The organism is Tepidiphilus sp. HLB4 (genome assembly GCF_054823945.1).
In genome coordinates this window covers 44,507-67,695 of sequence record NZ_JSYB01000019.1, presented here as the reverse complement: position 1 = coordinate 67,695, position 23,189 = coordinate 44,507, and the positions used below count along the sequence as shown (strand labels likewise).

General features: G+C 67.3%; 25 protein-coding genes and 1 riboswitch. Of the genes, 18 read left to right on the top strand and 7 right to left on the bottom strand.

All coding sequences use genetic code 11. The features are described 5' to 3' along the window. The first annotated feature begins 1 nt into the window (after position 1). The 7 genes from OA56_RS05255 (at position 2) to panC (ending at position 5,309) form a co-directional block, all read left to right on the top strand. A complete protein-coding gene (locus tag OA56_RS05255) occupies positions 2-685 on the top strand; it encodes a histidinol-phosphatase (RefSeq protein ID WP_461583897.1) in 684 nt (227 codons plus the stop codon). Positions 686-692: 7 nt separating this feature from the next. After that, positions 693-2,069, top strand: a complete 1,377-nt coding sequence (pcnB, locus tag OA56_RS05250) for a polynucleotide adenylyltransferase PcnB (protein WP_461583860.1) — start codon at positions 693-695, stop codon at positions 2,067-2,069. After that, a complete protein-coding gene (gene folK / locus OA56_RS05245; protein ID WP_055422685.1) occupies positions 2,066-2,566 on the top strand; it encodes a 2-amino-4-hydroxy-6-hydroxymethyldihydropteridine diphosphokinase in 501 nt (166 codons plus the stop codon). Before pcnB ends, folK begins: the two co-directional genes overlap by 4 nt. Continuing rightward, on the top strand, positions 2,563-2,925 hold the full coding sequence (locus tag OA56_RS05240) for a DMT family protein (protein ID WP_055422684.1): 363 nt from the start codon (positions 2,563-2,565) through the stop codon (positions 2,923-2,925). The genes folK and OA56_RS05240 overlap by 4 nt, the downstream gene beginning before the upstream one ends. A 2-nt stretch (positions 2,926-2,927) precedes the next feature. After that, positions 2,928-3,566, top strand: coding sequence for a deoxynucleoside kinase (locus tag OA56_RS05235; RefSeq protein ID WP_055422683.1), 639 nt, complete (start codon positions 2,928-2,930; stop codon positions 3,564-3,566). A 69-nt stretch (positions 3,567-3,635) separates the two neighbouring features. Then, on the top strand, positions 3,636-4,454 hold the full coding sequence (gene panB, locus OA56_RS05230; RefSeq protein ID WP_055422682.1) for a 3-methyl-2-oxobutanoate hydroxymethyltransferase: 819 nt from the start codon (positions 3,636-3,638) through the stop codon (positions 4,452-4,454). An 18-nt stretch (positions 4,455-4,472) separates the two neighbouring features. Next, the gene (gene panC / locus OA56_RS05225) at positions 4,473-5,309 is read left to right on the top strand and encodes a pantoate--beta-alanine ligase (protein ID WP_461583857.1); all 837 of its coding nucleotides are present in this window, start codon (positions 4,473-4,475) and stop codon (positions 5,307-5,309) included. Between the two features lie 12 nt (positions 5,310-5,321). On the opposite strand, the gene OA56_RS05220 is transcribed toward panC, so the two are convergent. The 5 genes from OA56_RS05220 to OA56_RS05200 all read right to left on the bottom strand — a co-directional run bounded on the left by OA56_RS05220 (position 5,322) and on the right by OA56_RS05200 (position 12,063). After that, positions 5,322-7,154 carry a TonB-dependent receptor domain-containing protein gene (locus OA56_RS05220; protein ID WP_461583855.1) on the bottom strand — a complete coding sequence of 611 codons (1,833 nt, stop codon included), beginning with the start codon at positions 7,152-7,154 and terminating at the stop codon, positions 5,322-5,324. 66 nt (positions 7,155-7,220) lie between these two features. After that, positions 7,221-7,434: riboswitch (cobalamin riboswitch) on the bottom strand. A 6-nt stretch (positions 7,435-7,440) separates the two neighbouring features. Further along, positions 7,441-10,209 (bottom strand): aminopeptidase N, encoded by a 2,769-nt coding sequence (pepN, locus tag OA56_RS05215; protein WP_461583853.1) that lies wholly within the window; start codon positions 10,207-10,209, stop codon positions 7,441-7,443. Positions 10,210-10,219: 10 nt separating this feature from the next. After that, on the bottom strand, positions 10,220-10,663 hold the full coding sequence (locus OA56_RS05210) for an RDD family protein (protein ID WP_461583851.1): 444 nt from the start codon (positions 10,661-10,663) through the stop codon (positions 10,220-10,222). 17 nt (positions 10,664-10,680) lie between these two features. Next, the gene (locus tag OA56_RS05205; protein ID WP_055422677.1) at positions 10,681-11,187 is read right to left on the bottom strand and encodes a metal-dependent hydrolase; all 507 of its coding nucleotides are present in this window, start codon (positions 11,185-11,187) and stop codon (positions 10,681-10,683) included. Between the two features lie 99 nt (positions 11,188-11,286). Continuing rightward, a complete protein-coding gene (locus tag OA56_RS05200) occupies positions 11,287-12,063 on the bottom strand; it encodes a class II glutamine amidotransferase (protein WP_055422676.1) in 777 nt (258 codons plus the stop codon). Positions 12,064-12,194: 131 nt separating this feature from the next. On the opposite strand from OA56_RS05200, the gene rplU reads away from it, so the two are divergent. The 4 genes from rplU (at position 12,195) to proB (ending at position 15,077) form a co-directional block, all read left to right on the top strand. Beyond that, positions 12,195-12,506, top strand: a complete 312-nt coding sequence (rplU, locus tag OA56_RS05195) for a 50S ribosomal protein L21 (RefSeq protein ID WP_028874848.1) — start codon at positions 12,195-12,197, stop codon at positions 12,504-12,506. A 24-nt stretch (positions 12,507-12,530) separates the two neighbouring features. Further along, complete coding sequence (gene rpmA / locus OA56_RS05190; RefSeq protein ID WP_028874847.1) at positions 12,531-12,794, top strand: 50S ribosomal protein L27; 264 nt, start codon at positions 12,531-12,533, stop codon at positions 12,792-12,794. 77 nt (positions 12,795-12,871) lie between these two features. Continuing rightward, positions 12,872-13,957 (top strand): Obg family GTPase CgtA, encoded by a 1,086-nt coding sequence (cgtA, locus tag OA56_RS05185; protein WP_055422675.1) that lies wholly within the window; start codon positions 12,872-12,874, stop codon positions 13,955-13,957. Continuing rightward, positions 13,944-15,077, top strand: a complete 1,134-nt coding sequence (proB, locus tag OA56_RS05180) for a glutamate 5-kinase (protein WP_141054175.1) — start codon at positions 13,944-13,946, stop codon at positions 15,075-15,077. The genes cgtA and proB overlap by 14 nt, the downstream gene beginning before the upstream one ends. A gap of 14 nt (positions 15,078-15,091) precedes the next feature. On the opposite strand, the gene OA56_RS05175 is transcribed toward proB, so the two are convergent. Beyond that, a complete protein-coding gene (locus tag OA56_RS05175) occupies positions 15,092-15,985 on the bottom strand; it encodes an AEC family transporter (protein ID WP_461583846.1) in 894 nt (297 codons plus the stop codon). A 124-nt stretch (positions 15,986-16,109) separates the two neighbouring features. On the opposite strand from OA56_RS05175, the gene grpE reads away from it, so the two are divergent. From grpE to OA56_RS05140, 7 genes are all read left to right on the top strand, one after another. Continuing rightward, positions 16,110-16,721: a nucleotide exchange factor GrpE gene (gene grpE / locus OA56_RS05170; protein ID WP_055422672.1), complete on the top strand. Its 612-nt coding sequence runs from the start codon at positions 16,110-16,112 to the stop codon at positions 16,719-16,721. A 59-nt stretch (positions 16,722-16,780) separates the two neighbouring features. Next, positions 16,781-18,709 carry a molecular chaperone DnaK gene (gene dnaK, locus OA56_RS05165; RefSeq protein ID WP_055422671.1) on the top strand — a complete coding sequence of 643 codons (1,929 nt, stop codon included), beginning with the start codon at positions 16,781-16,783 and terminating at the stop codon, positions 18,707-18,709. Positions 18,710-18,798: 89 nt separating this feature from the next. Next, positions 18,799-19,926 (top strand): molecular chaperone DnaJ, encoded by a 1,128-nt coding sequence (gene dnaJ, locus OA56_RS05160; RefSeq protein WP_055422670.1) that lies wholly within the window; start codon positions 18,799-18,801, stop codon positions 19,924-19,926. A gap of 241 nt (positions 19,927-20,167) precedes the next feature. Then, positions 20,168-20,665: a peptidylprolyl isomerase gene (locus tag OA56_RS05155; protein WP_055422738.1), complete on the top strand. Its 498-nt coding sequence runs from the start codon at positions 20,168-20,170 to the stop codon at positions 20,663-20,665. Then, complete coding sequence (locus OA56_RS05150; RefSeq protein ID WP_461583842.1) at positions 20,665-21,441, top strand: UDP-2,3-diacylglucosamine diphosphatase; 777 nt, start codon at positions 20,665-20,667, stop codon at positions 21,439-21,441. The genes OA56_RS05155 and OA56_RS05150 overlap by 1 nt, the downstream gene beginning before the upstream one ends. Before the next feature lie 7 nt (positions 21,442-21,448). Continuing rightward, entirely contained in the window at positions 21,449-21,718 is a 270-nt protein-coding gene (locus OA56_RS05145) for a DUF4160 domain-containing protein (protein ID WP_055422668.1), read from the top strand. Between the two features lie 9 nt (positions 21,719-21,727). Beyond that, positions 21,728-21,994 (top strand): DUF2442 domain-containing protein, encoded by a 267-nt coding sequence (locus tag OA56_RS05140; protein ID WP_055422667.1) that lies wholly within the window; start codon positions 21,728-21,730, stop codon positions 21,992-21,994. Between the two features lie 4 nt (positions 21,995-21,998). On the opposite strand, the gene OA56_RS05135 is transcribed toward OA56_RS05140, so the two are convergent. After that, positions 21,999-23,180, bottom strand: coding sequence for an O-succinylhomoserine sulfhydrylase (locus tag OA56_RS05135; protein WP_461583840.1), 1,182 nt, complete (start codon positions 23,178-23,180; stop codon positions 21,999-22,001). Positions 23,181-23,189 lie beyond the last annotated feature (9 nt).

The window sequence follows — 23,189 nt, the reverse complement described above, 5'->3', positions numbered from 1 at the left end:
GGTGAACCTCTCGCTCTTCGATCTGGACAACACCCTGCTTGCCGGCGACTCGGATTTCGAGTGGGCGCAGTTCCTGATCCGCAAAGGACTGGTCGACGCCGAGCTCTATGAAGCAAAGAACGCCGAGTTCTACGCCCAGTATCAGGCCGGCACGCTCGACATCCACGCTTTCCTCGATTTCCAGCTCGCCCCGCTCGCGCGCCACGAGCGCCGCACACTGGAGGCGCTGCACGCCGAATTCATGCGGGAAGTCATCGAACCCATGATGACGCCGGCGGCCAAAGCCTTGGTACGCGAGCATCTGGCCGCGGGCGACGTGGCGGCGATCGTCACCGCCACCAACGCCTTCGTCACCGGACCGATCGCGCGCGCCTTCGGCATCTGCCACCTCATCGCCACCATCCCCGAGCAGCAAGACGGACGGTTTACCGGCCGCTGCCGCGGCACGCCGGCCTTCCAGGCGGGCAAGATCGCGCGCGTCGAATCCTGGCTCGAATCGCTGGGCCTATGGTGGACGAGCTTTTCCCGCACCACCTTCTACAGCGACTCGCACAACGACCTTCCCTTGCTCGAACGCGTCGACGAGCCCGTCGCAGTCGATCCGGACGAGCGGCTGCGCATGCACGCCCTTACCCACGGCTGGCGCATCTTGTCGCTGCGCGAATCCTCGCCCGCGACGTGCTGAGAAACCCATGATCCGCAAACTCATCAAAAAAGTCATCGCCAAAGTCACCAAACCGAGCGCTTCGGTGCCGGCCGTCTTGCCGGCCGCGCGCTACGGCATCACGCCCGAGCACATTTCTCCCGGCGCCCGTCTCGTGTGCGAGACGCTGCAGCGCCACGGCCATCAGGCGTACGTGGTGGGTGGCGCGGTGCGTGACCTGCTCTTGTCGCGCACGCCCAAAGACTTCGACGTCGCCACCGACGCCCATCCCGAGCAGGTGCGTGCCCTTTTTCGCCGCGCCCATATCATCGGACGCCGCTTCAAGATCGTGCACGTCTATCACGGCAAGGAAACGGTGGAAGTCACCACTTTCCGCGGCCTGGTCGATCCCGAGCGCGCCCCGGTGGATGCACACGGCAGGCTCCTCGACGACAACGTCTTCGGCACGCACGCCGAAGACGCCCAGCGGCGCGACTTCACCATCAACGCCCTCTACTACGATCCGGTGGCCGGCGTGCTGCACGACTTCCATCACGGCGTGGGCGACATCGAGGCGCGTACCCTGCGCATGATCGGCGACCCGGAGCAGCGCTACCGCGAAGATCCGGTGCGCATGCTGCGTGCCGTACGGCTCGCCGCCAAGCTCGACCTCCTGATCGACCCGGCGGCCCGCGCCCCCATCCGGCGGCTCGCGCCGCTCCTGGAGAACGTTCCGCCGGCGCGGCTCTTCGACGAGATCGTGAAGATCCTCACCTCGGGTTACGCACTCGCCTGCCTCGAGCGGCTGCGCGAGGAGGGCTTGCACGGAGGTTTGCTGCCGGTGCTCGATCTCGTCTTCGCGCATCCGAGCGGCGAGCGCTTCGTGCGCCTTGCCCTGGAAGACAGCGACCGACGCATCCGCGAGGGCAAGAGCGCCTCGCCCGCCTTCAGCTTCGCCGCCTTGCTGTGGCCGCGCGTGCTCGACGAATGGCGCCGGCGTCAGGCCCAGGGCGAACCGGTCTTCCCGGCGCTGGAAGCCGCAATGGACACCGTACTGGAGACGCAGGCCGAGTCGCTCGCGATCACGCGCAAGCTCGCCGGCGACATCCGTGAGCTGTGGATGATGCAACCGCGCTTCGAGCGGCGTGCCGGTAAGGCCCCCTACCGCCTCGTCGAGCAGCCGCGCTACCGTGCCGGTTGGGATTTTCTCTCGCTGCGTGCCAAGGCAGGGGAAGTGCCGGAAGAATTGCCGCGCTGGTGGCAGCGCTTCGCCCACGGCGACGAGGCCGAACGCGCGGCGCTGCTGCGCGAAGCGCGAAGTGCCGGTGAACCGCCGGCCAAACGCAAGCGCCGCCGCCGTCCGCGCAAGGCAAACGCGGTCGAACCCGGGACGATCGCAGTCACTCCCACGCCGGACGCGCCATGACCCCCGTGCTTGCCTACGTCGCGCTCGGAGCCAATCTCGGCGAAGCCGAAACCACGGTACGGGCGGCGATCGCCGCCCTGGGGCGATTGCCCGGCACGCAGCTCGTTGCCGCCTCCTCGCTCTACCGCACCGCGCCGCTCGAAGTCCCCGAGCCGCAGCCGGACTACATCAACGCCGTAGCGCGCCTGGCTACGACGCTGACGCCGCATGCCTTGCTCGACGAACTCCTCGCGCTGGAAGCGCGCTTCGGCCGCGTCCGTCCCTACCGCTGGGCGCCGCGTGCGCTCGATCTCGACCTGCTGCTCTATGGCGACGTCGTACTCGACACCCCCCGCCTCACCCTGCCCCATCCGCGGCTGCATCGGCGCGCCTTCGTGCTCGAACCGCTGCTCGAACTCGATTCCTTCCTGGAAGCCCCTGGCCTGGGGCCGCTGTCGGCCTGGCGTGCGCGGCTGAGCGACCAGGACGTCGAACGCCTCCTGCCCCATCCCGCATGAACGCGCTCTCCCACCCCCCTCTCTGGCTGCAAACGGCGCTGCTGCTTTCCGCTTCCAACCTCTTCATGACTTTTGCCTGGTACGGCCATCTCAAGCATCTGGCCGACCGGCCGTGGTGGTTCGCCGCGCTCGCCTCCTGGGGCATCGCCTTTTTCGAGTACCTGCTGCAGGTGCCGGCCAACCGCATCGGCGCCCAGGCGCTCGCCCTGCCGCAGCTGAAGCTGATGCAGGAAGTCATCACGCTCGCCGTCTTCGTGCCGTTTGCCGTCTTCTACATGAAGCAACCGCTCAAGCTCGACTATCTCTGGGCCGCGTGCTGTCTGCTCGGCGCCGTCTATTTCACCTTCCGGACGACCTGACCATGCTCGACAAGGCCCGCTATCTCGTCATCGAAGGCCCGATCGGCTGCGGCAAGACTCGGCTCGCGCAGAAACTGGCCGAGGCGCTCACCCTGCAGCCAGCGCTGGAAGCGCCCGAGCGCAACCCCTTCATCGCCCGCTTCTATCAACACCGCGAACGGTGGGCGCTGCCCTTGCAGCTCGACTTCCTCTTCCAGCGCCTCGAAGCGCTCTCGAGCGTGAGCCAGATGCTCGCCGCCGGGCAGCGCGTGGTGAGCGACTTCATGCTGCAGAAAGACACTCTCTTCGCCGAGCTCAACCTCGAGGCGGACGAATACGCCCTCTACCGGCGGATCCAGGAGCGGATCGTCCCGGCAAACCTCCCCAAGCCCGACCTCGTCGTCTACCTGCAGGCGCGCCCCGAGACGTTGGCCGAACGCGTCGAGCGCCGCGCCTGGGCGGCCGAGCGCGGCATCTCGCTCGATTACCTCACCGACGTCTGCGCCGCCTACGCCCGCTTCTTCTATGAGTACGACGCCTCCCCCCTCTTCATCCTGGACGCGGAGGTACTCGATCCCATCCACGAATCGGGCGACTTCGCCCTTGTGCTCGAACGCCTGCGCGAGATGCGCAGCCACCGCGAGTATTTCGGCTACGCCTGAGCGGCGCGGGTTGTGCGCCGCGGCGAAATGCGCCACAATCGCCCGCACCATCGCTGCACGGAGGAAGTCATGAGCGCCCAACCCTTGGACGACAAGCCCGTCACGCTCACGCGGCTCGCCGAGATGCGCGCCGCCGGCGAGAAGATCGCCATGCTCACCTGCTACGACGCGAGTTTCGCCACGCTCTTGGAGCGCGCCGGCGTCGACGTCCTGCTCGTGGGCGATTCGCTCGGTAACGTCGTACAGGGACAAAAGAGCACCCTGCCGGTGACGATGGCCCACATGGTCTATCACACCGAATGCGTGGCCCGCGGAGCCCGGCGCGCCTTCGTCGTCACCGACCTGCCGTTTGCCTCCTACCAGGAAAGCCCGCAGCAGGCGCTACGCAACGCCGCTGCCCTCATGGCTGCCGGGGCGCAGATGGTCAAGCTCGAAGGCGGGCAGGTGATGGCCGAGACGGTGCGATTCCTCGTCGAACGCGGCATTCCGGTGTGCGGGCATATCGGCCTCACGCCGCAGGCGGTGCACCAGCTCGGCGGCTATCGCGTGCAGGGGCGCAGCGAGGAAGACGCACGCCGCCTCCTCGAAGACGCCCTGGCGCTGGAAGAAGCCGGAGCGACACTCCTCGTCATCGAGATGGCCCCGCGTACCCTGGGTGCCGAGATCAGCGCCAAACTTTCGCGCACGGCCACCATCGGCATCGGCGCCGGGCCTGAGTGCCACGGCCAGGTCTTGGTACTGCACGACATGCTGGGCATCTACCCCGGGCGCAAGGCGCGCTTCGTCAAGAATTTTCTCACCGGCCGCGATTCGGTCGAGGAAGCGGTGCGCGCCTACGTGCGCGAAGTGAAGGAAGGGACGTTTCCCGCCCCGGAACACTGCTACTAGAGGCTTTAGAGGCTTGCCATGACCACGATTGCACCGCTCACGACCGTGGCCGAAGTCCGCGCCCTGCGGCCCTCCCTGGGACGCGTGGCGCTGGTGCCGACCATGGGCTGCCTGCACGAAGGGCACCTCGCCCTCGTGCGCCAGGCCAAGACGCTCGCCGACACGGTGGTGGTGAGCATCTTCGTGAACCGCCTGCAATTCGGCCCGAACGAGGATTTCGAGCGCTACCCGCGCACCCTGCCGCGCGACCTGGAGCTGCTCGCCGCCGAAGGCGTGCGCCACGCCTTCGCCCCCAGCGAAACGGAAATGTACCCCGAACCGCAAACCTACACCGTGGCGCCTCCGCCCGAGCACACCGACATCCTCGAAGGCGCCGTGCGTCCCGGGCATTTCCGCGGTGTGGCCACCGTGGTCACCAAGCTCTTCGGCATCGTGCAGCCCGAAGTCGCTCTCTTCGGCAAGAAGGACTACCAGCAGCTCATGGTGCTGCGCAACCTGGTGCGCCAGCTCGCCCTGCCGGTGACGATCGTCGCCGGCGAGACGATGCGCGCCCCCGACGGCCTTGCACTCTCCTCGCGCAACACCTATCTCTCAGAAGCCGAGCGTGCCGAAGCCCCGCGCCTCTACCGCGTGCTCACGCGCATCGCCCAGGCCGTGCGCGCCGGGGCCACCGACCATGCTCGGCTGGAAACGGAGGCGATGGCCGAACTTGCCGCCCACGGCTGGCAGCCGGACTACGTCACGGTACGCCGCCGCGCCGACCTGCAGCCGCCCGCACCGGGCGAGCAGGAACTCGTCGTGCTCGGCGCCGCGCGCCTGGGCAGCACGCGGCTCATCGACAACCTCGAGATCTGACGGGAACCGACATCAGCGCGGCGTGTAGCGCAACCCCACGAAAGCGCTCAGTCCCGGTGTGTTGTAGCCGCGCACGCTCTCGTAGTCCTTGTCGAAGAGGTTGTCGATGCGCGCCTCCAGCTTCAAATCCGGCGCGAAACGATAGCTCGCCACGAGGTTGAAGAGGCTATAGGCGCCGAGCTCGCCGCCGCCGGCCGTCGCGGCTTCCGGACGCCGCTCCATCCCCACCCATTCGAGGCCGGCGTCCCACGCGCCCCATTGGCGCCACAGCGACGCGGTGGCGCTGTGCCGCGCCCGGCGCGCGAGCGCTTTGTCGGTGGTCTCGTCGATCGCCTGCAGCCAGTCGTAGCTCGTGCGCCACTGCCAGGCACCCGCAGTCCCCTCCCAGGCGAGCGTCACCCCCTCGAAGTGCGCTTTGCCGACGTTGATGTAGCGTCCGCCCCAGGTGTCGGTCGGCACCCAGTCGATCAGATTTCTCACCCGGTTGTAATAATAGGTGAGCGAGGCGGACTGCTGGCCGCGTTCCCAGACGAGCGCGACTTCACGGTTGCGCCCTTTTTCCGGCTCCAGCTGCGGATTGCCGGAATAGGGGTCGAAGAGCTGGTAGAGCGAAGGCGCCTTGAATGACGTCCCCAGACTCGCGTGCGCTCGCCATTCGCGGGCGATCTGATAGCCGTAGGCGAGCGCGTAGGTATCCTCGCCGCCAAAAGTCGAATGCTGGTCATGCCGCGCGCTCAGCTGCCAGCGGTGCGGCCCGAGGTTGGCGCTCCAGGCGGCCACGGCCGAGTTGATGGCGATGGATTCCTCGCTCGAGGACTCGTCCCCTAACGGCGCGTTCTGCTCGAAGCGCTCCAGCGCGAGCATCGCCCGCCCCAGCGGCAGGGCCACGTCGTTCTGCCAGCTGTATTCGTCGTTCTCGGTGCGCATCCGGCTGGGCCAGGAGGAGACGTATTTGTGCCAATCCAGAGCGTGCCCGATGCGCAAGGTGCTCGTCCAAGCGTCGGTGAGGGCGTTGCGCGTATAGACCTGCCACTGCTGCGTGCGAAACTCCTCGTAGTCGTTGAACTGGCTCGTCGGCGGGATTTCGTCGTAGTGGGCCCGACCCTGGTTTTGTCGCAGCACGAAGCCCATCTCGTGGCCGGCGAGCGGCGTGAGCACGAGCGAGGCGGTACCGCCGCGGTTGCGGTAGGCATCGTCGTCCGCGTCCTGCCCCGAGGCATTTTTCATGGCGGAGAAGCCACCGCTATAGCTCTGCTGGAAGTCCGCCCGCAGCCGGACGAGCTCGTTGCCCACCGACAGCCCGGCGCTGCCCTGCGCCGTGTCGTACGAGCCATAGCCCGCGAAGGCATCGACCGAGAGGCCGGGCGCACCGCGCCGGGTGAAGATCTGGATCACGCCGCCGATGGCATCCGCCCCGTACAAGGTCGAAGCCGGTCCGCGCAGGATCTCGATGCGATCGACATCGGCCAGCGACAGGAAACGCAGGGGCGAACCGGCCAGGTCGAGCGAGTTGATCGGGACGCCATCGACCAGCACCTTGGTCTGGTCGGGACGCGTCCCGCGCACGAAGAGGCTGGCCGACGTCCCAGGCCCCCCGTTGCGCGTCATCTGGATGCCGGGCTGGCGGGCGAGCAGGTCGACCACGGTCTCGCCCCCCGCGCGCTCGATCTCCTCGCGCTCGATCACCGTGACGTCGGCAAGGATCTCGGAGACCCGCGTCTGCTGCCGCGTGGCCGTGACCACCACCGGCTCCAGCGCCTCCTGGGCCTCGACTCCAAAAGAAAAAGACGACAAAAGCAGGCTCGGCGGCAGCGCGGCCGCCAAAGATTTGACGAAGCGATTCACATGATTCCCCTCGGCCGGCCACCCCGCCGGCCCGAATGGAAAGCCCACCGCAGGCGAGCACCTCGCCTGCGCCCTGCGTTTCTGGCCGGTCTCCGGGCTTGCGAGATTTGACGCGCCGCCTTCCCGGGCCCAAAGAGCCCAGTGGCGTTTCGGCGCGCCCGCACTCGCCTACCGTTGCGGGGGCAGCAGCGGCTTTGCCGGAAGCACTCCAGCGCACCGCTTTCCCGTTTCACCGCGCCGGGAGAACCCCGGCCGCGGCACCAGAAACGTGAGGGCGAATTCTACCTCAAGGCGCCCCGACCTCGCCGTCGGCCATGCGATCGAGGATCTCGCGCACCTCGGTCGAACGGACCTGGCGGCGGGTCGCCTCCAGCACGGGCGCGAAGGACGCACGATAGGGTTCGGCCCAACGCCGCCAGCGCTCCAGCGTCCGGGCCAGGCGCGATCCCACGATGGGGTTGGTCGCATCGAGCCGCAGCACCGCCTCCTGCCAAAAGGCCCAGGCCAGCTCGCCGGCGGCGCAGGCTTCGGCAAGGTTGTTGGCAAAGAAATTGAGTACCAGGGCATAGACCTTGTTCGGGTTGGTCCAGCGAAACGCCCGATGCTCGGTCAGACGCCGCACGCGCGCAAGCACCACCCCCGGGGCAGCGTGCCACGACCAGCGCATCGCCTGGCGGGCGAACCATTTGTCGAGCACCAGCTCGTCGTCGGCGTAGCGCGCCTCGAAGGCGGAGAGCAGCGCCTCGCCCACCGACTCGTCGGGATGCGCGAGCGCGGCATCGAGCGCCGCCAGCCGCTCGGTGAGGTTGTCGGCGACGGCAAACGTGCGCGAGCAGCGTTCGTCCTCACCCAGCAGCGCCTCCATGCGCCAGGAAAACGCGGCGAGTGCACGCCGGCCGGCCTCCAGCGGATCGTAGCGGTAGGGGCGAGCGGCTCCGGAATCCCGCCAGCGGGGCCACAGCTCGGCTCCAGCCCGGGCGAGCGCGAGCGAGGCGCGCACGAGGGCGGCACGCAGGCGCACCGGGTCGGCCGGCGTCATCGCCTCCAGCAACCAGCGCTCGCTGGGAAGCGCCGCGGCCTTGACGCGGAACATCGCATCGAGCGACTCGTCGGCGAGAAGCTGCCTCCAGGACGCGACGAACCCCTCGTCCAGCGTCTCGGCTTCACCCCGCGCCAGCCGCAGCACCTGGCGCTGCGCCCAGCTCTGCGCCGCATCCCAGCGGTTGAAGGCGTCCGAATCGTAGGCCATGCGGTGGCGCAGCGCCTCGTCCGGCTCATCGAGCATCAGCCGCACCGGTGCCGAAAACCCGCGCAGCAGCGAAGGCACCGGCTTCGGCCCTGGCGGCAGACCGACGAATTCGAGCGCGAGCGTCTCCCCCGTCAGGGTGAAGAGGCGGGTCCTCGCCCCCACCGCGGTGTCGCGCGGCGCGATCGGCCGCATCCCTCCGGCTGGCGGCGCCTCGGGTTCGGGCACGGCATCGCGCTCGTCGGCGAGCACGAGCGGCAGGTCGCGCCCGTCGGCACCGAGCAGCCCCAGGCGGATGGGCAGCACCACCGGCCCTTTCTCCGGCTGTCCCGGCGTAGGCGGAGTGAATTGCCTCAGGCGCAGCCCGTAGCGCCCCGCTTGGCCGTCCCAGTCTTCCTCCACCACCAGCCGCGGCGTGCCCGCCTGTTCGTACCAGCGCAGGAACGGCGTCAGATCCACGCCGTTCGCCTCGGCCATGGCCGCGACGAAATCCTCGCAGGTCACCGCCCGACCGTCGTAGCGCTCGAAGTAACGGTCCATCCCGGCGCGAAAGCCTTTTTCTCCCAGCAAGGTGTGCAGCAGCCGGATCACCTCGGCGCCCTTTTCATACACGGTGGCGGTGTAGAAATTGTCGATCGCCCGGTACGCCTGCGGGCGGATGGGATGCGCCATCGGCCCGTCGTCCTCGGGGAACTGCGCCGTGCGCAGCGTCTGCACGTCCTCGATGCGTTTCACCGCCCGGGCCGACGCCGCCCGTTCGGGCCCAGCCGCCTCGGCCAGCTGGTCGGCGCTGAATTCCTGCTCGCGGAACACCGTGAGCCCTTCTTTCAAAGTGAGCTGGAACCAGTCGCGGCAGGTGATGCGGTTGCCCGTCCAGTTGTGGAAGTACTCATGCCCCACCACGGCCTGCACCGCGGCATAGTCCGCATCGGTGGCCGTCTCGGGGCTCGCCAGCACGTACTTCGTGTTGAAGATGTTGAGCCCCTTGTTCTCCATCGCCCCCATGTTGAAATCCGACACCGCCACGATCATGTAGCGGTCCAGATCGAGCACGCGGCCAAAGCGGCGTTCGTCCCAGCGCAGCGCCGCCTGGAGCGACTCCAGCGCCCAATCCGCCCGCGGCAAGTGTTCGGCCTTGACCCACACCTGCAGCAAGGCCCGGCGCCCGTCGGCCAGCGCCACTTCCCGCTCGAGCGCCTGCAGGTCGGCCGCCACCAGCGCGAAGAGATAGCACGGCTTGGGGAAAGGATCCACCCACACCGCGCGATGCCTTCCGCCGGGCAAGCGCGCCGTCTCCTGCAGATTGCCGTTGCTGAGCAACACCGGATAGCGCGCCTCGTCCGCTTCCAGGGTCACGTGGAAACGCGCCATCACGTCGGGCCGATCGGGAAACGGTGTGATGCGGCGAAAGCCCTGCGCCTCGCACTGCGTGAAAAGCCCCGTGCCCGAGCGGTACAGCCCCGAGAGCGCCGTGTTGCGCGCCGGATGGATGCGCACCACGGTCTCTACCCACGCCTCGGGGCCGCGTGCGCCGTAGAGCCGCAGGCTGGAGGCGTCATACACGAACCCGCGTTCACCCGGTCCGGCCAGCGGCGACAGCGGCTCGCCATCGAGCGTCACCGAGACGAGCTCGAGCTCCTCGGCATCGAGTACGACCGGTTCCTCTTCGCTCACCCCTTCGCCGCGCACGCAGTGCAGCCGCGCCCGCACCTCGGTCGTTTCCTCGTCGAGCGCAAAGGAGAGCCACGCCTCGCGCACCGACCACTGCGGCGGCCGGTAATCTTCGCGTCGGATCAGGTTTTCCGTCATGGTTTGCTCCTCATCGTTTCGGTGGCAGCAGCACGACTCGCGTGCCTGCCAAGCGGTCATGCAAGAATTGCCCCTCGGCATCGACGAAGGCCCATAGCACCCCAAGCCCCGTCAACCACGAAGGCCAGCAGAGCAGGTAGCGCCACAGGCAGCGCCGCAGGCCCGGGGGCGCACCGTTGCACTGGACCAGCCGCAGGCGCCAGGTCTGCATCGCCAGCGTCGCCCCCAGGCGCCACCAGCAACCGACGAAATAGGCGCCCAACAGCATGAAAAGGTGCAGGAAAAGCCAACCGCCAGAAGCGATCCTCCCCCAGACCGTTCCAATCAGGATCCACGGCAGCATGAATCCGACCCCCACGATGCCGCCCAGGAGCAGCAGCTCGTAGAGGGCGGCGGCAAGCCGCCGTGGCAGCGGCGCGAGCACGGCCACGATCTTGCGCCCTTCGTCTTCCATTCTTCGCTCCGAAATCGTCAATGCAGATGCCACCACGCATAGAAGGCCGCACTGCTCGCCACCACGTTCAAGGCCGCCTCGGCGAACCCTCCATTGGCGAAGAGCCGAAAACCCACCCGCCGGCGCCACGGCCAGAATAGGGGGATCCCGCCGTCGGTGAGGAAATCGCCAAAAAGGTGCGAGGCGTAGCCCGCCGCGAACCCCAGGCCGATCGGCATCGACACGAAACAAAAGAGCCCTCCGCCCACCAGCGCGAGAAACGCGAGCGAATGCGTCAGCCCCCGATGCCCGGCGATGCAGCGCACCAGCCACGACACGAGCGGCATCGCCCGCCCCATGCGCGAATGCGGGTGATCCACGTCAGGGAAGAGCCCTCCGACCACCGCCGCCGCCATCCACAGCATGAACTCGTTCGCCCCGCCCACCGGCAGCCGCCCCACCCCTGGCAGCGGCACCACCTGCACTGCCGCCCACGAGGCGCTGCCGGCCAACACGGCCCAGAGCAAATGCGATTTGTACGTCATTGCAGGATGATCATCGTTACGTTCGGTTTTCGCGCCGGCGCTGACGCGGCGCCCTTCCCCCTCCCTCATCGGGCGCAGACTGTACCATTTCCGGCGCCGCTACTGCGCCCTCTCCTCCACTGCCCCCTCGCAAAAGCCCACCAGCGTCCCCGGCGGAATCGGCGTCCAGGTTTCGTTGTCGGTGAGCGGCGTGGTGGCGATCACCGCCACGCGGTCCTGCGGCGTGGTCACCTCGCTGAAGTCCATCGTCAGGTCTTCGTCGCACAGATGCGCCGCGGCAAAGGGCGCCTGGCGCACCCGGTAGCACAGGCGGGTCGAAGCGTGCGCATAGAGCCGCTCGCCGTTGGAGAGCAGGAAGTTGAATTCCCCGTGCGCGGCAATCTCCCGCACCGTCTCGCGCAGCGTGGCGAAGAGCGCTGCCGGCGTCGGCGGCCCATCGGGGAAACGCCGCGCCAAGGTATCGAGCAGGTGGCAAAAAGCCCGCTCCGAATCGGTATCCCCCACGGGCAGGAAACGTCCGCTCAAACGAGGCGCGTAGTCGAGAAGGTTGCCGTTGTGCGCGAACACCCAGTAGCGGCCCCACAGCTCGCGCACGAAAGGGTGCGTGTTCTCCAGCCGCACCACCCCTTGCGTGGCCTTGCGGATGTGGGCGATCACGTTGAGCGAACGGATGGGGTAGTGGCGCACGAGCTCGGCGATCGGCGAATCGGCGCTCGGCTGCGGATCGAGGAAGACGCGCACGCCACGCCCCTCGAAGAAGGCGATCCCCCAGCCGTCGCGGTGGTGATCGGTGCGCCCGCCCCGCGCGCGGAAGCCGGTGAAGGAAAAGCAGATGTCGGTGGGAACGTTGCAGTTCATGCCGAGCAGCTGGCACATGGACAGACCTCGCAAGCACGAATCATGGGTTCGACGAGCGATAGTCTAACGCAGACGAAACCTTGCTTGACCGTGCGCACTCCCATCGTTATAATTTCATGTTCTCTCATACCCTTTTTCGGAGCAGCGCCATGTACGCGGTCATAAAAACCGGCGGCAAGCAGTATCGCGTCACCGTCGGCGAAAAGATCAAAGTAGAACAGATACCTGCTGAAGTGGGCGCCGAAATTTCCCTGGACCAGGTCCTGATGGCCGGTGAAGGTGATTCGGTGAAAATCGGCACGCCCGTGCTCGAAGGCGCGCGCGTGAAGGCCACGGTCGTCGCCCACGGCCGGCACCCCAAAGTGCGCATCTTCAAGATGCGTCGCCGCAAGCACTACCAAAAGCACCAAGGCCACCGGCAAAACTACACCGAATTGCACATCCAGGCGATCGAAGCCTGATCCCCTTGCGCGAGGACAACCACCATGGCACACAAAAAAGCGGGCGGCAGTTCCCGTAACGGCCGCGACTCCGAATCGAAACGGCTCGGCGTGAAGCGCTACGGCGGCCAATTCGTGATCGCCGGCAACATCATCGTGCGGCAGCGCGGCACCCAGTTCCACGCCGGCGACAACGTCGGCGTCGGGCGCGACTACACGCTCTTCGCCCTGAAAGACGGCATCGTCGAATTCACCGTCAAAGGGCCGAAGCAGCGCCGCTACGTCACCATCCGGCCGCTCGAAGCCTGATTCACCGCGCCGCCCCTGCGGCCTGAGGAAAGCCTCGTCCGGCGTACCGGGTGAGGCTTTCCCTCTTTGGAAGACCCATGAAATTCATCGACGAAGTCCGCATCGAAGTCATTGCCGGCAAAGGGGGCGACGGCTGCGCCTCGTTCCGCCGCGAGAAATTCATCCCCAAGGGCGGGCCCGACGGCGGTGACGGCGGACGCGGCGGCAGCATCTGGTTCGAGGCCGACGAAAACCTCAATACCCTCATCGACTACCGCTACACCCGCCTCTTCCGTGCCCAACGCGGAGAAAACGGCCGCGGCAGCGACTGCTACGGCGCCTCCGGCGAGGACATGACGCTGCGCGTGCCGGTGGGCACCCTGATTTTCGACGACGAGACCGGCGAGCTCCTCGCCGACCTCGCCCGGCCGGGCGAGCGGGCGCTCATCGCCAAAGGCGGCCGCGGTGGGCTGGGAAACCTGCACTTCAAATCGAGCACCAACCGCGCCCCGCGCCAGCGCACGCTCGGCGAGCCGGGCGAACACCGCCTGCTGCGCCTCGAACTGCGCGTGCTCGCCGACGTGGGGCTCCTGGGGCTGCCCAACGCGGGCAAATCCACCTTCATCCGCGCCGTCTCCGCCGCGCGGCCCAAGGTAGCCGACTATCCGTTCACCACGCTCCACCCCAACCTCGGCGTGGTGCGCACCGACGTGAACCGCAGCTTCGTCGTCGCCGACATCCCCGGCCTGATCGAAGGGGCGAGCGAAGGCGCCGGGCTCGGTCACCGTTTCCTGCGCCACCTGCAGCGCACGCGCCTGCTGCTGCACCTCATCGACCTCGCCCCGCTCGACCCGGAGGCCGACCCGGTGCACGACGCGCACGCGCTCGTCGAAGAGCTGCGCCGCTACGACGAAGCGCTCGCGGCCAAACCCCGCTGGCTCGTGCTCAACAAGATCGACCTCATCCCTGAGGACGAGCGCGAAGCCCGCATCGCCGCGTTTCTCGACACCTACGGCCCCGCGCCGCGCCATTTCGCCATCAGTGCCGCCACCGGCGAAGGCTGCCAGGCGCTCGTCTACGCAGTGCAGGAAGCGCTCGAGGCGATGAAAGCCGAAGCGCCCGCGCCGCAGGATCCGGAAGACGTCTTGGACGACCGCGACGAGACCGAGCATGACGCATCCTGACCGCCGCGCAGCGCTCGCCACCGCCAGGCTCCTCGTGGTCAAGGTCGGCAGCGCGCTCGTCACCGCCGACGGCCGCGGCCTGGATCACGAGGCGATCCGCGGCTGGGCAGAGCAGATCGCCCGCCTCTTCGAGGAAGGGCGGCGCGTCTGCCTCGTCTCCTCGGGGGCGATCGCCGCCGGCATGCAGCGCCTGGGCTGGCGCAAGCGTCCCAAGGAAATCCCCATGCTGCAGGCCGCGGCCGCCGTCGGCCAGGCCGCACTCGTCGACGCCTACGAGCACGCCTTCCGCCCCCACGGGCGGCACACGGCCCAGATCCTCCTCACCCACGCCGATCTGGCCGATCGCACGCGCTATCTCAACGCCCGCAGCACCCTCAAGACCCTGCTCGATCTGGGCGTGGTACCCATCATCAACGAGAACGACACCATCGTCACCGACGAGATCAAGTTCGGCGACAACGACACGCTCGGCGCGCTGGTGACCAACCTCATCGATGCCGACGCCCTCTTCATCCTCACCGACCAGCAAGGGCTCTACACCGCCGACCCGCGCCTCCATCCCGAGGCCGAGCTCGTGGCCGAGGGCAACGCCGAAGACCCGCGTTACGCCGCCATGGCCGGCGGGGCCGGCTCGAGCATCGCCAAGGGCGGCATGATCACCAAGATCCGCGCCGCCGCCCGCGCCGCCAAGAGCGGAGCGCACACCGTCATCGCCTCCGGGCGCGAGCCCGAGGTGATCGTGCGCCTCGCACATGGCGAACCGCTGGGAACGCTCCTCTACGCCGAGCGCAACCGGCTCGCGGCGCGCAAGCAGTGGCTCGCCGACCACCTCAAACTCGCCGGCAGACTGTACGTCGACGCGGGGGCCGCCCGGGCGCTGCGCCAGGGCAAGAGCCTGCTGCCGGTCGGCGTCACCCGCGTGGAAGGCGAATTCGTGCGCGGCGCCGCCGTCGCCTGTCTCGACCCCGAAGGGCGGGAGATCGGCCGCGGTCTCATCAACTACAGCGCCGCCGAGGCGCGGGCCATCCTCGGCCTGCCCTCGAACCAGATCGCCGAGCGCCTCGGCCACGTGGACGAACCCGAGCTCATCCACCGCGACAACTTCGTGCGCACCGGCTGAGCGTCAGCGCCGAATCATCGCAGCCACCCCAGGATCACGCTCAGCGTCAAGGCCGAGGCCAGCGTGGTGAGCGAAATGAGCCGCGCCACGGCCGGCGCGTCGCCCCCGAGGCGGCTTGCGAGGATATAGGCCGAACTCGCAGAAGGCAGCGCCGCAAAGAGGATCAGCATCTGGCGCGCCAAACCCTCGATCCCCCACCACTGCGCCAACCCCCAGGCGACGAGCGGCAGCGCCAACAGCTTGATGAACACGATGAACCACGCCCCTGGCTTGACGAAGGAACGATCCAGGCGCAAGGCCGTCCCCACGCCAAGGAGCCCCATGGCCACCGCCGCGGATGACAGGCGCCCCAGCAGCGTATCGACCGGCGCGGGCAACGGCAGACCCGCCGCGTGATAGGCGGCACCGGCCAGGGTGGCCAACACCAGGGGATTGGTGAGCAGCGCCCGCACGGTGGCCCGAACCCCTCCCCGGCTCATGGAGCCCACCGCCAAGACGTTCGCCAGCGGCACCATCGAGCCGCACAGCGCCCCCATGAGGGCCGAGCCGCTCGCCCCGGCCAGTTGCCCCGCGAGCGCCATGCCGATATAGGTGTTGAAGCGATAGGCGCACTGGATCTGCGAGGCCGCCCGCACCGCATCCGGGTCGATCGCGCGGCGCAGCATCCACCCCAGGGCAAAGCCCGCAATCACCGTGACCGCCGCCGCTCCCACCAGGGCCACGGCATCCGCGCCCAAGATCGGCGCATGGACGAGCGAGCGGAAGAGCATGGCCGGAAAGAGCACGAAATACACCAGCCGCTCCACCCCGTTCCAGAATTCCGGCTGCACCATCACCCGGCGTGCGAGCAGCGCCCCCAGCACGATCAAGGCGAAATCCGGCAGGACCAGCGCGAATCCCTCTCCCATGTGCCCTCCTCTCCTGGTTCAGTCGCCCATTGTACGGCTTGAGGCAATGGGAAAAATCTCCTTGAAATCCCCCGCTCCCGCCCCCATAATGGATCGACGACCCCTATCTGCGGAGCAAACAGGCATGACCGAAGAAACCCGACGCACCGAACCGATCGATCAGCCTCAAACCCCCGAGGCAGCCAGTGCGAACGAAAGCACGGCCAATGCCAACGAAGAAAAAACCGACGTGATGCCCAGCCTCGAAGAGATGCTGCGCATCGCCGAGCAGAAAGCCGCCGAACACCACGATGCCTGGCTGCGGGCCAAGGCCGAGGCGGAAAACGTCCGCCGCCGCGCCCAGGAAGAAGTCGCCAAGGCGAGCAAGTTCGCCAGCGAGCGCTTCGCCGCCTCCATGCTGCCGGTGAAAGACAGCCTCGAGGCCGCCCTCGGCACACCCAACCAGACTTTGGAAACCCTGCGCCAGGGGGTGGAACTCACCCTGCGCCAGCTCGAAAACGCCTTCGAGAGCGCCAACGTGCGCCAGATCGATCCGCAGGGCGAAAAATTCGACCCCCACCTGCATCAGGCGGTGGGCATGATCGAGAGCGAGGCCGAGCCCAACACCGTCGTGCAAGTCCTGCAAAAAGGCTATCTGCTGCACGAACGCGTACTGCGCCCGGCGCTCGTCATGGTCGCCAAGCCCAAGTCCGAACCGGAAAGTACCAAGGGCGGCGAGCAGGGCGCCTCCTCTTGAAAAACCGGCTCCTCGCCGCCATCTGAACTTCAACCGCATTCAAACGAGAGGAACGCATCATGGGAAAAATCATCGGCATCGACCTCGGCACCACCAATAGCTGTGTGGCCGTAATGGAAAACGGCAAGCCGAAGGTGATCGAGAACTCCGAAGGTGCGCGCACCACCCCCTCGGTGGTCGCCTATCTCGAAGACGGCGAAATCCTGGTGGGCGCCCCGGCCAAGCGCCAGGCCATCACCAACGCCGCCAACACCATTTACGCCGTCAAACGCCTCATCGGCCGCAAGTTCGACGACCCGGAAGTGCAGAAGGACATCAAACTGATGCCCTACAAGATCGTGCGCGCCGACAATGGCGACGCCTGGGTCGAAGTGCGCGGCAAGAAGATCTCGCCGCAGCAGGTCTCGGCCGAGATCCTGCGCAAAATGAAGAAGACCGCCGAAGACTATCTCGGCGAGGAAGTGACCGAAGCCGTCATCACGGTGCCGGCCTACTTCAACGACGCCCAGCGCCAGGCCACCAAAGATGCCGGCCGCATCGCCGGGCTCGACGTCAAGCGCATCATCAACGAACCCACCGCCGCGGCGCTCGCCTACGGCATGGACAAGAAGCCGGGCGACTCCAAGATCGCCGTCTATGACCTCGGCGGTGGCACCTTCGACATCTCCATCATCGAGATCGCCGAAGTCGACGGCGAGCACCAGTTCGAAGTGCTCTCCACCAACGGCGACACCTTCCTCGGCGGCGAAGACTTCGACAACCGGCTGATGGACTACATCGTCGACGAGTTCAGGAAGGAACAGGGCGTCGACCTCAAGAAAGACCCCCTGGCGATGCAGCGGCTCAAGGAAGCGGCCGAGAAGGCCAAGATCGAGCTCTCCTCGAGCCAGCAGACCGAGGTGAACCTCCCCTACATCACGGCGGACGCAAGCGGCCCGAAACACCTCGCCATGAAGATCACCCGGGCGAAGTTCGAGGCGCTGGTCGACGACCTCATCGAGAAGACGCTCGAACCCTGCCGCATCGCCCTCAAGGATGCCGGGCTCAAGGTCTCGGACATCGACGACGTCATCCTCGTCGGCGGTCAGACCCGCATGCCCAAGGTGCAGCAGAAAGTCAAGGAATTCTTCGGCAAGGAGCCGCGGCGCGACGTCAACCCCGACGAAGCCGTCGCCATCGGCGCCGCCATTCAGGCGGGCGTGCTGCAAGGGGAAGTCAAGGACGTGCTGCTTCTGGACGTCACGCCGCTGTCGCTGGGCATCGAGACGCTCGGTGGCGTGATGACCAAGCTCATCCCCAAGAACACCACCATCCCGACCAAGGCGACGCAGATCTTCTCCACCGCCGAGGACAACCAAACGGCCGTCACCATCCGCGTCTTCCAGGGCGAGCGGGAACTCGCGCGCGACAACAAGCTGCTCGGGGAATTCAACCTCGAGGGGATTCCGCCTGCGCCGCGTGGGGTGCCGCAGATCGAGGTCACTTTCGACATCGACGCCAACGGCATCCTGCACGTGTCGGCCCGCGACAAGGCCACCGGCAAGGAGAACAAGATCACCATCAAGGCGAACTCCGGCCTCAGCGAAGAACAGATCAAGCAGATGATCCGCGACGCCGAAGCGCACGCCGAGGAAGACCGTCGCCTGCGCGAGCTGATCGAGGCGCGCAACCAGTGCGACGCGCTCATCCACTCGGTGCGCAAGAGCCTGGAAGAGCTCGGCGACAAGGTGAAGGCCGACGACAAGGAGAAAATCGAAGCGGCCCTCAAGGAAGCCGAAGAGGCGATGAAATCCGACGACAAGGGTAAAATCGAGGCTGCGATGCGCAAGCTCGGGCAGGCGAGCGCCGAGATGTCGCAGCACCTCTACGGTAGCGGCGAAGCGGGTGGCGCGACCGGCAGCGCCGGCGCCTCGTCGAGCCAGCGCGCGGGCGACAGCGACGTGGTCGACGCCGAGTTTACCGAGGTCAAGGACGACAAGAAACACTGACCGGCCCTGCCCTGCACCCTGAAAGCCGAGCCCGCGTCGGACCCTTCCGGCCGGGCTCGGCTTCATCATGATTCCACACGGGCGAGACGATGGCACAACAAGACTATTACGCGATCCTCGAGGTGAGCCGCGAAGCGACGGCGGCCGAGATCAAGAAGGCCTACCGGCGCCTGGCGATGAAATACCACCCGGACCGCAATCCCGGCAACAAAGAGGCCGAAGAGAAATTCAAGGAAATCCAGCGCGCCTACGACGTGCTGAGCGACGAGCAAAAGCGCGCCGCCTACGACCGCTACGGGCACGCCGGCGTCGATGGCGCGGCCGCGGGCGCTGGGGCGGCCGGATTCGACGACTTCGCCGAGGCCTTTTCCGACATCTTCGGTGACCTCTTCGGCGGCGGCCGGCGCGGCCGCTCCCAGGTCTATCGTGGCGCCGATCTGCGCTACCAGCTCGAGATCACGCTCGAAGAGGCCGCCCACGGCACCACCAAGACCCTCCGCATCCCCACCACCGAGACCTGCGACACCTGCCACGGCACCGGCGCGCGCCCCGGCACGCAGCCACGGGTGTGCCCCACCTGCGGCGGCGTCGGCCAGGTGCGCATGCAGCAAGGCTTCTTCTCCATTCAGCAGACCTGCCCCGAATGCCACGGCAGCGGCAGTATCGTCGCCGATCCCTGTCCCGACTGCGGCGGCGCCGGACGCGTGCGGCGAACGCGCACGCTGGAGGTGAAGATTCCCGCCGGCATCGACACCGGCATGCGTCTGCGCCAGAGCGGCTATGGAGAAGCCGGCATCAACGGCGGCCCGCCGGGCGATCTCTACGTCGAGATCCGCATCAAGCCCCACCCCATCTTCCAGCGCGAGGGCGACGACCTGCACTGCGAGATGCCCATCTCCATCACCACCGCGGCGCTGGGCGGCGAAATCGACGTCCCCACGCTCGATGGCATCGCCAAGCTGCGCATCCCGCCGGGCACACAGACGGGCAAGGTCTTCCGCCTGCGCGGCAAAGGCATCCGCAACGTGCGCAACCAGGGCGTGGGCGACCTGCTCTGCCACGTGGTGGTAGAGACACCGGTCAATCTCACCGAGCGGCAGAAAGAACTCTTGCGCGAATTCGAGGAGATCGCCCGCGAGAATGCCGAGCGCCACAACCCGCGCAGCAAATCCTGGTTCGACCGCATGCGCGAGTTCTTCACCGGCGAGACGCAATGAGGCGCTGACAACGGACGCGGCGGCAGGCTTCGATCCCCCCTCTCCGACCGAGGGGGACGCATCACCCTAGCCCTCGTCCAGACGCGCGCCGCGAATCTGCTATCCTTGCCCAGCCGTCTTCGTACAGGACCTTCCCATGCCGCAGACCGCTTCCCGCATGAACCCCTGGCGCCGCGCCCTGCTCGCGGCGCTCTTCGCCTGCACCTTCTCCCCCCTTTCCTTCGCCCAAGGAGCCCAAGCCGTGCAAGTCAAACTCGCCACCAACCGCGGTGACATCGTGCTCGAACTCGACGCCGCCAAAGCGCCCAAGACCGTCGAGAACTTTCTCGCCTACGTCGAGAGCGGCCACTACGACGGCACCATCTTTCATCGCGTCATCGACGGCTTCATGATCCAAGGCGGCGGGCTCACCGCCGACATGAAGCAGAAACCCACCCGTGCCCCCATTCCCAACGAGGCCGACAATGGTCTCAAGAATCTTCGCGGCACCGTGGCCATGGCCCGCACCCAGGACCCGAATTCGGCCACGGCGCAGTTCTTCATCAACGTGGCCGACAACGACTTCCTCGACTACCGCGCCCCCACCGTCCAGGGCTGGGGCTACTGCGTCTTCGGCAAGGTCGTACAGGGCATGGACGTGGTCGACGCCATCAAGTCGGTGAAGACCGGCGCCGTCGGCCCGTACCGCGACGTGCCGCTCGAACCGGTGGTGATCGAGCACGCCGAGGTGATCCGGTGATGGCGCTGCCGGCGTTCGAAGCGCCGCGCCTGCGCCTGCCGCGCGCCGCTTTCGTCTCCGACCTGCACCTCGACATCGACCGCGATACGCCGCGCCTGCACGCCTTCCGCGAATGGCTCGCGCAGCGCCCGGCCGAAGAACCCATCTTCCTCCTGGGCGACATCTTCGAATACTGGATCGGCGACGACTGGACGCACCCGGTGGTGGAGACGCTCATCGACGCCTGCGCCGCCGCCCGTGCACGCGGGGCCGCGTTCTACTTTCTCACCGGCAACCGCGATTTTCTCGTAGGCGAGACCTTCGCCGCGCGCGCCGGCTGGGAGATGCTGCCCGACCCGGTGACGGTGGAGATCGCCGGAATCGCCTTCGTGCTCACCCACGGCGATCTGCTCTGCACCGACGATCACGCCTATCAGATCTGGCGCGCCCAGGCACGGCAGCCCGCCGCCCAGGCTGCCTTCCTCGCCCAGCCGCTACCGGCGCGCATCGCCTTCGCCCAGCGCTCGCGCGAGCAGAGCCGCGCCTACCAGGGGGAGCTGGAGGCGCCGATCGACGTCAATGAGGAAGAAGTCCGCCGCTGGCTCGAAGCCTGCCGCCCCGCGGTGCTGCTGCACGGCCACACCCACCGCTGCGCCGTGCACCACTATGCGATCGCAGGCGAGCCACGCGAGCGCTGGGTGCTGCCCGAATGGCACGACACCGCCCGCTGGCTGGAGATCGGCCCCGACGGCGCCACTTGGCACGGCGTGACGCCGGCCAGAGTGGAGCACTCGTGAGCGCACCATGCCGACGATCAGCCTCTTCTATGGCATCATCATCAACATGTACTTTTTTGACGACGAGCGGCACAAGCTTCCCCACATCCATGCAAAATACCAGGGAATGGAAGCCGCTTTCTCCATCATCGACGGCTCGTTGTTGAGTGGGGATTTTCCTGCGGCAAAAGCCAGGCTCGTCCAAGCATGGATCGAGATCCATCGAGAGGATCTCTTGGCCGATTGGGAACTCGCCATCAACGGTCAAGCTCTTTTTCCCATCGACCCCTTGCGTTGAGGTTCTGCCATGGAATCGGTCGTCCGCGTCATCCCGCACGAGAACTTCACGCTCGAGCTCTGGTTCGACGACGGAAGCCATCGCCTCTTCGACGCCCGTCCCTATCTCGAACGTGGCATTTTTACCCGCCTGAAACGGTGGGACGAATTTCGGCTGGCCCACGTTGGGCTCGGCACCGTCTGCTGGCCCGGAGGACTGGACATCGCCCCGGAGACGCTCTACGACAAATCGGTGCCGCTCGCATCCGGGGAACCTCTGAATCTCGCCACCGGCTGAAGCCTCAGCCGCCGATCGCATCCAGCCCGCGGGCGAGGTCGGCTTGCAGGTCTTCGACCTCTTCCAGGCCGACCGAGAGGCGCAGCAGGTCTTCGCCCACGCCCATCGCCTGCCGCACTTCCGGCGCCAGCCGGCCGTGCGTGGTGCTTGCCGGGTGCGTGATGGTGGATTTGACGTCGCCGAGGTTGCCGGTGATCGAGAAGAGCCGGGTGGAATCGATCACGCGCCAAGCCTCGCTGCGTCCGCCGCGCACGCGGAAACTCACCACGCCGCCCCCCAGTTTCTGCTGGCGCCGGGCGAGCGCGTGCTGCGGGTGCGATTCGAGCCAGGGATAGAGCACCTGCGCCACGTTCGGATGCCCCTCGAGCCAGCGCGCGAGCGCGAGCGCCGCCTCGCTCTGCGCCCGCACCCGCAGCGGCAGTGTCTCCAGGCTCTTCACCAGCACCCAGGCATTGAAGGGCGAAAGGCTCGGCCCCGCCGTGCGCAGGAAACGATAGACGAGGTCGATGAGGGAACGCGCGCCGAGCACCGCTCCGCCGAGCACCCGGCCCTGGCCATCGAGGTACTTGGTGGCCGAATGGATGACGAGATCCGCCCCCAGGGCGAGCGGCTGCTGCCCGATGGGGGTGCAGAAGGTGTTGTCGACCGCGAGCAAGGCCCCCGCGCGGTGTGCCCGTTCGGCGAGCGCGGCCAGATCGACGAGCTGCACGAGGGGATTGCTGGGCGTCTCGCAGAAAACGAGTTTGGTGCGTGGCGTGAGCGCCGACTCGAGCGCCGTGGCATCGTTCAGATCGACGAAGCGCGTGGTGATGCCAAAGCGCGGCAGGATGGCCGAGAAGAGCTGGTGCGTAGCGCCGAAGAGTCCCTGCCCGGCCACGATTTCCTCGCCCTGGGAGACGAAGGCCATGGCCGTGCACAGAATCGCCGCCATGCCCGAAGCCGCGGCGATGCAGGCTTCGGCCCCTTCAAGGCTTGCGAGCCGCTCCTGGAACATGCTCACCGTCGGATTGGTGAAGCGGCTGTAGGTATAGCCCTCTTCCTGCTCGAGGAAGCGCGCCGCGGCTTGCGCCGCGTCGGCGAAGACGAAGCTCGAAGTGAGATAGAGCCCTTCGGCATGCTCGCCGAATTGGCTGCGCAGCACGCCGTCGCGCACCGCGCGCGTGCCCAGTCCTTTACCGTCGTCCATCACCGTCCT